The sequence below is a fragment of the Ectobacillus sp. genome (genome assembly GCF_056992975.1).
The window spans coordinates 1-10,172 of record NZ_JBXKMX010000019.1; the positions used below are offsets into that span (position 1 = coordinate 1).

At 36.8% G+C, this 10,172-nt stretch carries 15 protein-coding genes; 7 read left to right on the forward strand and 8 right to left on the reverse strand.

The features are described 5' to 3' along the window. Positions 1-243 (forward strand): cyclic-phosphate processing receiver domain-containing protein (locus tag AC11ZT_RS00740; protein ID WP_484057772.1); only part of this gene is annotated, 243 nt, incomplete at its 5' end. 121 nt (positions 244-364) lie between these two features. Here AC11ZT_RS00740 and AC11ZT_RS00745 read toward each other — a convergent pair. The 4 genes from AC11ZT_RS00745 to phaQ form a co-directional block, all read right to left on the reverse strand. Next, positions 365-550 (reverse strand): alpha/beta-type small acid-soluble spore protein, encoded by a 186-nt coding sequence (locus AC11ZT_RS00745; protein WP_379969035.1) that lies wholly within the window; start codon positions 548-550, stop codon positions 365-367. A gap of 129 nt (positions 551-679) precedes the next feature. Continuing rightward, positions 680-1,123 (reverse strand): MaoC family dehydratase, encoded by a 444-nt coding sequence (locus AC11ZT_RS00750; protein WP_484057773.1) that lies wholly within the window; start codon positions 1,121-1,123, stop codon positions 680-682. Between the two features lie 101 nt (positions 1,124-1,224). Further along, positions 1,225-1,746, reverse strand: a complete 522-nt coding sequence (gene phaP, locus AC11ZT_RS00755) for a polyhydroxyalkanoic acid inclusion protein PhaP (RefSeq protein ID WP_484057774.1) — start codon at positions 1,744-1,746, stop codon at positions 1,225-1,227. A 39-nt stretch (positions 1,747-1,785) separates the two neighbouring features. Then, the gene (gene phaQ / locus AC11ZT_RS00760; protein WP_484057775.1) at positions 1,786-2,229 is read right to left on the reverse strand and encodes a poly-beta-hydroxybutyrate-responsive repressor; all 444 of its coding nucleotides are present in this window, start codon (positions 2,227-2,229) and stop codon (positions 1,786-1,788) included. Between the two features lie 180 nt (positions 2,230-2,409). Here phaQ and phaR point away from each other — a divergent pair, with 180 nt between their 5' ends. The 3 genes from phaR to phaC all read left to right on the forward strand — a co-directional run bounded on the left by phaR (position 2,410) and on the right by phaC (position 4,786). Further along, entirely contained in the window at positions 2,410-2,844 is a 435-nt protein-coding gene (phaR, locus tag AC11ZT_RS00765; protein WP_484057785.1) for a polyhydroxyalkanoic acid synthase subunit PhaR, read from the forward strand. Positions 2,845-2,879: 35 nt separating this feature from the next. Beyond that, positions 2,880-3,623 (forward strand): 3-oxoacyl-ACP reductase, encoded by a 744-nt coding sequence (locus tag AC11ZT_RS00770; RefSeq protein WP_484057776.1) that lies wholly within the window; start codon positions 2,880-2,882, stop codon positions 3,621-3,623. 77 nt (positions 3,624-3,700) lie between these two features. Further along, complete coding sequence (gene phaC / locus AC11ZT_RS00775) at positions 3,701-4,786, forward strand: class III poly(R)-hydroxyalkanoic acid synthase subunit PhaC (RefSeq protein WP_484057777.1); 1,086 nt, start codon at positions 3,701-3,703, stop codon at positions 4,784-4,786. A gap of 63 nt (positions 4,787-4,849) precedes the next feature. On the opposite strand, the gene AC11ZT_RS00780 is transcribed toward phaC, so the two are convergent. Further along, complete coding sequence (locus tag AC11ZT_RS00780) at positions 4,850-5,227, reverse strand: DUF3905 domain-containing protein (protein ID WP_484057778.1); 378 nt, start codon at positions 5,225-5,227, stop codon at positions 4,850-4,852. Positions 5,228-5,399: 172 nt separating this feature from the next. Here AC11ZT_RS00780 and AC11ZT_RS00785 point away from each other — a divergent pair, with 172 nt between their 5' ends. Continuing rightward, complete coding sequence (locus AC11ZT_RS00785) at positions 5,400-5,546, forward strand: hypothetical protein (protein ID WP_484057779.1); 147 nt, start codon at positions 5,400-5,402, stop codon at positions 5,544-5,546. A gap of 34 nt (positions 5,547-5,580) precedes the next feature. Here AC11ZT_RS00785 and AC11ZT_RS00790 read toward each other — a convergent pair whose 3' ends face one another. Beyond that, a complete protein-coding gene (locus tag AC11ZT_RS00790; protein ID WP_484057780.1) occupies positions 5,581-7,338 on the reverse strand; it encodes a B12-binding domain-containing radical SAM protein in 1,758 nt (585 codons plus the stop codon). 368 nt (positions 7,339-7,706) lie between these two features. Here AC11ZT_RS00790 and AC11ZT_RS00795 point away from each other — a divergent pair, with 368 nt between their 5' ends. Beyond that, positions 7,707-8,336 (forward strand): class II aldolase/adducin family protein, encoded by a 630-nt coding sequence (locus tag AC11ZT_RS00795; RefSeq protein ID WP_484057781.1) that lies wholly within the window; start codon positions 7,707-7,709, stop codon positions 8,334-8,336. A 219-nt stretch (positions 8,337-8,555) separates the two neighbouring features. Here the strand turns inward: AC11ZT_RS00795 and AC11ZT_RS00800 are convergent, their stop codons facing one another. Next, positions 8,556-9,302: a divergent polysaccharide deacetylase family protein gene (locus AC11ZT_RS00800; protein ID WP_484057782.1), complete on the reverse strand. Its 747-nt coding sequence runs from the start codon at positions 9,300-9,302 to the stop codon at positions 8,556-8,558. Between the two features lie 287 nt (positions 9,303-9,589). Between AC11ZT_RS00800 and AC11ZT_RS00805 the strand changes: the two genes are divergently transcribed. After that, entirely contained in the window at positions 9,590-9,871 is a 282-nt protein-coding gene (locus tag AC11ZT_RS00805; protein WP_484057783.1) for a Spo0E family sporulation regulatory protein-aspartic acid phosphatase, read from the forward strand. Positions 9,872-9,932: 61 nt separating this feature from the next. On the opposite strand, the gene AC11ZT_RS00810 is transcribed toward AC11ZT_RS00805, so the two are convergent. Then, on the reverse strand, positions 9,933-10,172 hold a 240-nt coding region (locus AC11ZT_RS00810; protein ID WP_484057784.1), incomplete at its 5' end, for an ATP-binding protein.

Below are 10,172 nucleotides of genomic sequence, written 5' to 3' on the forward strand. Positions count from 1 at the left end.
GCTCTCCATCTCGTTCGAACAAATTTGGTTCAAACACTGTCGCTTGATTATAATATGGGATTTCGTAAGCAAACGGGATTAGATTTCGTCGAAGTTTTTTGTAAAGAAGGGTTGTATGCGGATGAAATCATTTTGCATACAAATGATAGTTTTGGAAGAAAAAGAATGGAAAAACGATTACTCCAAGGAAAAGAAAAAGGTGAAATAAATCCCTTATTAAAAATTGTAATACAAGCATATTAAATCACTGTACACACAGTGATTTTTTTTGTTATTAAGTTTATTTGCGGACAGTATTACTGTCCGCATAGCCATACTATATAAGAATTATCGAGTTATAGGAAAAGCCGAAAAACAGCCTTATTTATCCCTTTATTTGTTTTTGTGCCATTGCTACTAATCGTTTCGTAATTTCTCCGCCAACCGAACCATTCGACCGTGAAGTTGTATCGGAGCCTAATGTAACTCCAAATTCACTGGCAATTTCGTATTTAAATTGATCTAGCACTTGAGCAGATCCAGGGACGAGAAGTTTATTTGTAGTTGTCATGTTAAATTCTCCTTTTTATCCATTCCAGCATGTGCTGGTATACATAGCATTTGTGTTTTAGGTGGTATCATACGCGGAAGTAATAGGGGAAGATGTAAGTTGTTGGACACAAAAAAAGAGTAGCTTTAGCTACTCCATCTTCATAATCGCTGCTATTCCCTCGACTACAATTTCATTATGTTGATTATACACATTCGTTTGCAATGTAATTATTTTTTTGTCATCGCGTTTTTTTATCACTTCTGCCACGACAGAAATGGTATCTCCTATCGCAACGGGAGCTTTAAAGCTGACCTGCTGCGATAGATAAATCGTATTTTTTCCAGGTAACTTCGTCCCAAGTACCGTAGAGATAAAGCTGGCTACCAGCATACCGTGTGCAATTCTTTGTTGAAACATTGTTGTGGATGCAAATTCTTTATCCAAGTGAATCGGATTTACATCACCGGTAAAGGTGGCAAATGATTGAATTACATCGTCTGTTATTGATTTAGTAAATGTAGCCTTGTCACCTATCTCAATATCATCGTAACGAACATCAGGAACGAGCTTAGATTGCTCTAGAAGATTCATGTCATCCTCCTTTTTCAAATTGCAGAAAAATGCAAGCGGCAAGGATGAGTATGGTTTACGGTTCAGACGAGTAATGTGAGTACGTACCGATATTTTTCTGCTTAAACAGTAGTGTATAACTTTGTTGCTTGCTCTTCGAATTTCTTTGCAGCTTCTACTTGCTTTGCTTGAAGATCTTTTAAAAATCCTTCAATTTGTTCTTGCGCAGCTTCGCGTTGTTGTTGTTGTTGTGTAATCCAGTTTGTATAGAATTCTTCAAATTGACCACTTGTTTGTGAGAGTAAAGACAGAGAAGTTTTTACAGGAGCTAACGTGATGTTTTGTACTTGATCGGATAATTCTGTCCATTTTTCTTGCCATTGTTGTACTTGCTCAGCGTAAGTAGCACCGGCAAATCCTTTTACATAATCAACATATTGTGCTTGCAGTTGTGTCAAGTTTTGTTTCCATTCTTGTTCAGCAGTGTCTACGTTTTCTCTAATTTTTTCAAATACTTCTTGTTGCTGTTTCAAGCTATCTACTGTAATTTGCTCCACTTGTTTTCCAGCTGAAGTTAGTAAAGAAAGAGAATGTGACCAGTTGTTCCAGAATGCTTCCACCAATTCATTAGGCTTTAGTTCCATGTTTATTCCTCCTAAAATTTTCATATGTGTGAATGCAGATTATTCTGCAGAATCACCGTCGGATTTTTCTGTTTCCCATGGTGACGGAAACGGGAAAAATGCGTTTGTGTACAGTTGGAAAAACGTTCGCAACATATGCTGATATTGCAAGAAGGAGGAGGCGCACGTTTCCAAATAGGTTTCTCCATATTTTGTTATGGAGTAGATTCGCTTAGCAGGACCATCTTCGCTAGTGTCCCATGTAGAGGAAATAAGATTTTCCTTTTCTAATTTGCGTAATGTTCGGTACACATTACCCTGATCAATAGTGGAAAATCCTAAATCCATCAACATCTGAATGAGTTTGTACCCGTGTAAGCTCCAACTTTTTAAACAAAGAAGTAAGAAGGGAACGAGAAAATTTTTCGGCATTGCATTCAGATGCATGGACGAACGCTCTTCTGATTCTGATTGCCCAGCTTGATTTTGATCTTTACTTTGCAAGATTATCACCTCATGCTAACTTGTGAGTATCCATATGTGTAATTTACACTTAGGTGTGAGAATAGTCAACAAAAATGTTTTTATTTGTAAAAAAAGTTCTTGCCTACTTTTATAAAATGTTGGAAAATAAAGAAAACAATGTATTGTTTTTAAATATGTGGGCAAAGGGGTGTAGAGATGATGGCTGATCAAAAGTTCGATCCGCTGAAAACGTGGAAAGATGCGTATGAGCAAACAGAAAGACTTTGGGGAAAGTCAATGAATGAAACCATTAAGTCTGAGGAATATTCAGCTTGGATGGGCAGCGTGTTGGATGTGAATTTGTTTTATCAAAAAGTAATGAATGATATGACAAAAGGATATTTAGAAAAGGTAAATCTTCCAACCCAGGATGATATTGCTAGAGTAGCTACACTTGTTGTGAATTTAGAAAATAAAGTTGATAACATGGAAGAGCTCTTAGAAGAAAAAGTTGAAGTCTTTGAACAGTCTTCTTCTACTAAGCGTGATTTATCAAAGTTGAAAAGTGATATACGTTCATTAGAAGCAAAACTTGATAAAGTAGTGGAGCTTTTGGCAAGTAAACAAGAATCTCACGTACCAGAGACGAAATAATAAATACACTAAAAGATATAGAAAGGGGAATGGCTATGAAACATTTAGAAGGCAAAGTAGCGATTGTAACTGGAGGAGCAAAGGGAATAGGCGAGGCAATTTCGAGAGCGCTTGCAAGTGAAGGAGCAAAGGTTGTTATTAACTACAATAGCAGTAAAGATGCTGCTGAAGCTCTTGTTAAATCTATAGTAGATGAAGGAAACGAAGCGGTAGCTATACAAGCAGACGTTTCAAAAGTGGACGAAGCGAACCAGCTTATAGCTTTTGCAGTTGAAACATTTGGGCAGCTAGATATACTTGTAAACAATGCAGGGATTACAAGAGATCGTACTTTTAAAAAGTTGAATAGAGAAGATTGGGAGCGCGTAATTGATGTGAATTTAAATAGTGTTTTCAATACTTCAAGTGCGATTCTCCCGTACATAACACAATCGGAGGATGGTAGAATTATTAATATTTCCTCCATCATTGGACAGGCTGGCGGTTTCGGACAGACAAATTATTCTGCAGCAAAAGCAGGCATGATTGGATTCACAAAATCATTGGCATTAGAATTAGCAAAAACGAATGTAACGGTTAATGCGATTTGCCCAGGATTTATCGATACCGATATGGTAGCAGAAGTTCCTGAGTCAGTTCGTGATCAAATTGTGGCAAAAATACCGAAAAAACGATTCGGTCTACCTAACGAAATTGCGCAAGGTGTGCTTTATCTATGTAAAAATGGTGCATATGTTACCGGACAGCAGCTTAATATTAATGGCGGTTTATACATGTAAGGCTAAGACGCAATAGATTGAATCTTGAAGAGGTGCATGTGATTGTGCACTTCTTTTGAAAAAGGGGGAAATGAAGTATGGTATCAGTTAAGGAAGAATGGGAAAAGCAATGGGAAAACGTGCCGGAAGAATTCCGAAATACGTATAACCGGGTAAAGCGTGCAAATGACGTTCTTTGGCGTGAGCCGGAACCACAGGTTGGTCAATCACCGAAAGAAGTAATTTGGACAAAGAATAAAAGCAAATTATATCGCTATGTTTCTAACCATAATGAAACGAAGAAAGTTCCAATTCTGTTGATTTATGCCCTTATTAATAAACCATTTATTCTTGACTTAACTCCCGGAAACAGCCTAGTTGAATATTTAGTAGAACGTGGACACGATGTATATTTACTCGATTGGGGCACGTTCGGACCAGAAGATCGTGTGTTGAAATTCGATGATTTTGTATTGGATTACATTGCAAAGGCTGTTAAGAAAGTGCTTCGTGTGTCAGGTGCTGACGAAATTTCATTGCTTGGTTATTGCATGGGAGGAACATTAACATCTATTTATGCAGCGCTTCATCCAGAAGTTCCTATACGAAACATTATTTTTCTAACAAGTCCGTTTGATTTTTCTGATACAGGATTGTATGGTCCGCTTTTAAATGAACGATATTTTAATTTAGATAAAGCGGTTGATACGTATGGAAATATTCCTCCTGAAATGATTGACTTTGGGAACAAAATGTTAAAGCCACTTACAAATTTCACAGGACCTTATGTAGCACTTTTGGATCGTTCGGATAATGAAAAATTTGTACAAAGCTGGAAGCTTGTACAACGATGGGTTGGGGATGGAATTCCATTTCCAGGCGAAGCATATCGTCAATGGATCCGAGATTTTTATCAGCAGAATAAACTCGTAAAAGGTGAACTGCAAATTCGAGGCCAACAAGTGAAATTAGAAAATATAAAAGCAAATGTGTTAAATATATCTGGAAAACGGGATCATATTGCATTGCCGTGCCAAGTAGAAGCACTTCAACAACATATTTCAAGCACCGACTCACAATATGTATGTATCCCAACTGGACATATGAGTATTGTGTATGGTCCAACTGCAATTAAACAAACCTATCCTACTATTGGAGATTGGCTAGAAGAACGTTCTAACTAATTTTCTATAGAAAATGTTTAGCTCCTACGGTTCGGATAAAGACCGTAGGAGCTTTTTCACTTTTTAATCGTTAATACCAAATTGAGGATGCATAAATGCATCTGTATCCGGTTTATCTTTCTTATTTATAGAAGACGTAGCTTCGTTTTTTTTCCTTTTTTTCTCTTCCAGAATTTCTTGGTTTTCTCGCGATGTCCAACCAATATCATTGGTAGGGTGGACCCACTGATCTCCAGCCATAATAGCAGGATCTACATCGGTACTCCAATTATTCAAGGGACTGTTTTCTGAGTTATACCGACTATCTCCAATGACGACACCATGTTCATTCACAAATGGTGGCTCCATTTTCATTCCCGTACCTTTAAAAGAGGGAAAGTTCATTTGATGTGGTAGCGTTTCATCTAATATAGGGGATTTTTCTTTATTTTTATCATCCATTGCCATGATCTCCTTTTTATCCCGAAAGCAAGGGGGTGTATTAATTGATATGCTATTAGTGTGACCGGAATGCTCTCGATTGTTGCACAGACTGCTACGTTAATAATTACCACTTCTATTTGTTACAGCTTGTTACATACTAATGAGGATAAATCAAAATGAGGTGATGTAATTGAAACGGAAAATTGCAGGGCAAGCAGCTGCTGTTAACAATTCTACGCCGAAGGAAAGTTTGCCAAAGGATGAATTTACAGCATCTTCGAACGAAGATAGCGCAAAATATGCAAATCGAAATTCAAAAAAAGGTAGACAATCGTAAAAAAAAGAGGCATGCAATATGCCTCTTTTTGCTATCAAATTATCAAATCATGCTGCATACTGAATATCTCGCATTGTAATGTTTTGGGATTGTAATACGCAAGGATGATGGAAGGTACTGAAACGATGGTTCCTGTTTGCAAAAATGCTTGATAATCAAATGGAATAAATTCCAATACAGTATGTTTATATAAGTCTTTTTCCGACAATTCAATAGATGCAAACTCTTCCCCCAATAGATGAGGCTGCGTTGCAATTTCCTCGTATAGAACTGCTAGCTGTTCCTTGCTAACACGTTCCTCCCACCACGGCTTCCGAGGTTTATATTTGTGACTTCGTAAGTAGTCAATCTTCATAAATCCTTTTACGATTGCGATATGTGTAACTTGTTTCATCTCTAAAAAGTCATATAGTCGTGTAAATAAATCTTCGAGCTGATGACCGATACGAGACCAGCCTCTTTCATCCCAGTAACTACCGAATTCTTGGAAAAAGTCAAATGGAGACGAGAAAATAGCTGAAACAACATATTCAATCGTATTATTCATTCGATGATCATTCCAATATTTTTCAAGCACATCTTCGACTTGCTTAATTCGAATAATATCTTCAAAAGGAAGAACATTATTGCCTAGAATTTCATAAGGTGCTTGTTCCATATAAATATAGTTATGATCACTTGCATGTAGGCGAAGTCCGGTACCACGAAGCATCTTTAAAAAACCAAGTTGCAGTTCTTCTGGTCGCATGGCAAACACATCATTGAATGTTTTTCTGAAAGATGTGTAATCTTCTTCTGGTAAACCTGCGATTAAATCGAGATGTTGGTCAATTTTTTTGCCTTCTTTGACCATCATTACTGTACGGGTTAACTTTTCAAAATTCTGACGCCGTTTCACTAACTCATTTGTTTGATCATTTGTGGATTGAACTCCTATTTCGAATCGGAATAAACCAGGCGGAGCCTCTTTATTTAAAAATTCAATGACTTCAGGACGCATAATGTCAGCGGTAATTTCGAATTGAAAAACAGTACCAGGTTTGTGTTCATCGATAAGAAATTGAAACATTTCCATCGCATAGCTACGACTTATGTTAAAGGTACGGTCTACGAATTTTACGACGCGTGCTCCATTTTCCATCAGGTATCGAATATCGTCTTTAATACGTTCACGATCAAAATAGCGGACGCCAACTTCAATAGAAGATAAACAGAATTGACAGTTAAAGGGGCATCCACGACTAGTTTCAATGTAGGTAATTCGTTTTCCTAGGTAGGGAAGGTCTTCTTTAAAGCGGTATGGGGATGGCAATTCACTAAGATTCAGCTTTTGCAGTTGTGGTTTATAAACGAAAGTATTCCCATTGTTTAGGAAGGCAATACCGTCAAGTTGTTCATATTCTTGGTCGCCTTCAATCTCAAATAGAAGGGATTTAACGCTTGCTTCCCCTTCACCAACAATAATGAAATCAATTTCTGGAACACGCTGCAGCCATTCCTTTACATCGTATGATACTTCTGGACCACCGACAAATAAAATAAGCTTCGGATTAATTTTCTTTAGCATTTTTATGACAGTAATTGTTTCTTCGATATTCCATATATAGCAACTAAATCCGATTACATCGGGCTTACGACGAAACAAATCTGTGACAATGTTCATGGACGGGTCTTTGATCGTATATTCTGCAAGCTCAATCGTGTATTCGGGAGCTGCATACGCTTTTATGTAACGAATGGCTAGGTTAGTATGGATATATTTTGCATTTAAAGTGCTCATTACAACATTCATGGTTATCTACCCTCAATTTCAAGTTTGGTCATGATTCTTTAATAGTATAGGCAAATAACATCAAAAAGAGCAAGTATCTTATGCAAATGTGTTGGATCTTCCTAGTATTTCATGAAATAAAGAAATAGATATAAGAAAAAATTAATGTGCGAACTTCATATAATCAGGCTTTGAATTTTGTACAATTTCCAGTAAAATAAGGGAGAAATACAGGGAAATTTTGTATAATTAAGAATGAAAACAATTGACAAAGAGTTTCTTACATGTAATAATTCAATTAAATTTTAAGAATAATCAAAAAATTTAAAGAAAACTTGGTTTATATAGATAACTTTAGAGGTTAGTGAAAAAATGCGGAGGTGAACAGGATGCTATTTTTTTTACGAAAATGGCAGGAACTACGTGATGTGAAAGTCGAGTTAGCGCTACGTGATTGGTTTTATGGGACAAAAATTAGTTTGTCGATGAAAGCCTCAGAGGACCCACTTACGTTTTTTATCAATGCAGAAGGAAAAGATAAGGGGTTGTTTGCAGAGGATGATTTTTTTATTGTAAATGCTGCTTGTGAACCAGTTTTTGAATTAGAAGGAAAGCCTGCAACGGAAGCTGCATTACATTCTATTATATATCAAAAAAGTGCAGCAGGATGTATTTTGCAAGTGCAAACAGTAGATTGTCATCTTGTTTCCGAAATTTATGGGGAACTGAAAGAAGTGACCTTTGATCCAAAGAATGTTGTCCGTGTGTTTGCAAAAGATGGGATAGAAAGCATTAAAATCCCGATCGTTGAGACAAAGCAAGAATTCGAATCAATGCTGGCTGAGGATGCAACACTATTCTCAGGAAGAAGAGGTGCGTTACTAATTGAAGAATACGGTCTCATCGTATGGGCTGGCACTCCTGAAGAGACGAGAAGATGGCTGGAGGGCATTGAATATTTAATGAATTATCATGTTAAGCTACTTATGATAAAAGGGGCACGGAGCTCGGTTATATAAAGGTATGAAACACTCTGTAGACGAGTGTTTTATAAAAATAACAAAATGTAAGCGCTTAATAATTGTGAATAAGAGGATTCGTTTGGATGTATGTTTGGTTGAAGATGATTGATAGAAGAAAAGATAGTAGAAATGAAGTGATGTGACGATACCTGACTTTGAGATATCCACGCGCAGGGTATAAATGTATCCATACGCGCGTGGAAATCTTATACCAGTTTACTTTTGTGCCTTTACGAGATTTGAGGCAAACACGAAGGTAGCATCTTGCTTTGCCTTTACAACAGTCGTACGAATAATACGAGATGTAATCTCCCCAGGAGGACCAACGTGACCAATTGCTATCGTTGTCGGTGCAGTTTTCACTCGTTTTAAGAGTAGGGAAGCTTGCTTTGCAATATGAGAATTTGTATACTGATCGTCAAAGAATAAATTGTTTTCAATAACGGGGACGCCTAACTCTTCTGCGACCTCTCGTACTTTACTGCTTGGATTTGTTTTGCTATCTAAGTAAAACAATCCGCGTGCTTTACAAACAGCTAACACAATTCGCATGACTCTCTTATCTGCGGTAGCCTTAGATCCCATATGATTATTCATCCCAACAGCATAAGGAACATCAGACACTGCCATTTCTACACGTTTTTTAATTTCTTCATCGCTTAAATCTGTTGTAATGGCGTTAGGACCGAGCCAACTTTTTTTACCGCGAATCGGTTCCATTGGAAGATGAACAAGAACCTCATAGCCTTTCTTGTGGGCCATCTCGGCATCCTGCTTTGTCGAAGGTAAAAAAGGCATCACCGCTATTGTTAGTGGGATAGGGAGAGATAGCATTTCATCGGTACCTTTCATATTATTTCCAAAATCATCAATGACAATGGCAATCTTTCGTTCTTCCTCTGCATATGCAGATGCTGGAAGAATGAAAAGTAGGCAAAGCAAACAGCATACATATTTCTTCATCGTAATAACCCTCTCTTTATTTAAATTCATACGTTAGTCTTTGCAAGAATGGTATTTGTAAACCTGAAATTATGTCGAAGAAAAAGGGATTATGTCATTATTCCTATAATATAAAAAAGTTACATAAAAATTATGTCTATTTTTGCGATTGTATTTACAAAGTTAGAATAATTTGTAATAATCGTTAAAGTGGATAAATTAATTGTTAATTATAGGAATTTTACTCTAGAATAACTAGTACTTTAAAAATGACACGTATAGATTGCTTATTTATGAGGGGGAGACTCATGTTTATGGCAAGAAAAAAGAATGTGATGGACAAGCTCTTACTTGAAATTAAAGTGAAACAAGGGGAGATGATAGAAGTCGGATTACGAACAGGCTTTAATAGTCCCGAAACTCTTACAGTAAGTCAAGAACTAGATGTATATATCGTTAAATATCAACGACTAAAGGCACAAGAACAAGACCGTATATTTGCGAAGCTACGTAAATATATAAGTGGTAGTGGGAAGAATATATTGTACAAATCAACTTTACAATTAGTTTTTATAAGCTTATTAAGATAATCTTTCTTTTGCCCAAGTTCGTGCAATTGTACACAAAGAAAAATAGCATCCTGTCAGGGTGCTATTTTTTTATATGTAGAGAGTGTATAGGAAAGGATAGATCGACGGTTGTTCCAACACCATCCTTGCTAGTGATATGAATATTCCCTCCATGTAGATCAATGATTCGTTTACATATAACGAGACCAAGACCGGTACCGTTTTTCTTGCTTGTGAAAAATGGGTCAAATATTCGTTCCTGAACCTGGGTAGGCATTCCAATGCCGTTATCAATGATAAGTACCCTTGCCCATTCTTTGTC

What these genes read in the sequence shown, in the direction of transcription:
- AC11ZT_RS00745 (WP_379969035.1), bottom strand. Translation starts at nt 550, where the DNA reads ATGACAACTACAAATAAACTTCTCGTCCCTGGATCTGCTCAAGTGCTA.
- AC11ZT_RS00750 (WP_484057773.1), bottom strand. Translation starts at nt 1,123, where the DNA reads ATGAATCTTCTAGAGCAATCTAAGCTCGTTCCTGATGTTCGTTACGAT.
- phaP (WP_484057774.1), bottom strand. Translation starts at nt 1,746, where the DNA reads ATGGAACTAAAGCCTAATGAATTGGTGGAAGCATTCTGGAACAACTGG.
- phaR (WP_484057785.1), top strand. Translation starts at nt 2,410, where the DNA reads ATGGCTGATCAAAAGTTCGATCCGCTGAAAACGTGGAAAGATGCGTAT.
- AC11ZT_RS00770 (WP_484057776.1), top strand. Translation starts at nt 2,880, where the DNA reads ATGAAACATTTAGAAGGCAAAGTAGCGATTGTAACTGGAGGAGCAAAG.
- phaC (WP_484057777.1), top strand. Translation starts at nt 3,701, where the DNA reads ATGGTATCAGTTAAGGAAGAATGGGAAAAGCAATGGGAAAACGTGCCG.
- AC11ZT_RS00780 (WP_484057778.1), bottom strand. Translation starts at nt 5,227, where the DNA reads ATGGATGATAAAAATAAAGAAAAATCCCCTATATTAGATGAAACGCTA.
- AC11ZT_RS00790 (WP_484057780.1), bottom strand. Translation starts at nt 7,338, where the DNA reads ATGAATGTTGTAATGAGCACTTTAAATGCAAAATATATCCATACTAAC.
- AC11ZT_RS00795 (WP_484057781.1), top strand. Translation starts at nt 7,707, where the DNA reads ATGCTATTTTTTTTACGAAAATGGCAGGAACTACGTGATGTGAAAGTC.
- AC11ZT_RS00800 (WP_484057782.1), bottom strand. Translation starts at nt 9,302, where the DNA reads ATGAAGAAATATGTATGCTGTTTGCTTTGCCTACTTTTCATTCTTCCA.
- AC11ZT_RS00805 (WP_484057783.1), top strand. Translation starts at nt 9,590, where the DNA reads ATGTTTATGGCAAGAAAAAAGAATGTGATGGACAAGCTCTTACTTGAA.